Here is a 447-nt window from a genome sequence, read left to right on the forward strand (position 1 = left end):
TAGTGGATAACTGTCTCCAGCCCCTATCCCCCGCCGCCTGGGCAATTCCCACATTCGCCGCATGAGGCGGAAGTAAAATTTTTTTCGTGATTATTTTAGAATTTAATTGGTTAAATTGCAGTCAATCGAAGACGCGATCTCGCTCGCAATTTAACCAAATACAGAATGGCTACAACAAGGCAAGGTTTATGTACTTTCCGGTTGCCGCATTTTCTGGATTTTCTGCAAGCCAGGGGATCTCTCCCAGCAGCGGCGCGGGAATCATGCGGGTGAGCGTGGTCATATATTCAGCGTGACGTTTTCCCGGAGGCGTAACATCGTTCGCCACCCAACCCGCCAGAGTCAGTCCGGCGTGTTGTATTACCTGTGCAGTCAACATCGCGTGATTAATACAGCCGAGTTTCACACCAACTACCAGTATCACCGGCAGTTGTTCCTGTGTTACCC

Annotated in this window: 1 protein-coding gene; it reads right to left on the reverse strand. The window is 49.9% G+C overall.

The genetic code is table 11. The features are described from left to right. Positions 1-169: 169 nt before the first annotated feature. Positions 170-447, reverse strand: a 278-nt coding sequence (gene bioD / locus J5M56_RS25420; RefSeq protein WP_207938113.1) for an ATP-dependent dethiobiotin synthetase BioD, incomplete at its 5' end; no start/stop codon positions are given.

This window comes from Pseudomonas sp. 51_B (genome assembly GCF_017491595.1).
GTDB lineage: Bacteria > Pseudomonadota > Gammaproteobacteria > Pseudomonadales > Pseudomonadaceae > Aquipseudomonas > Aquipseudomonas promysalinigenes.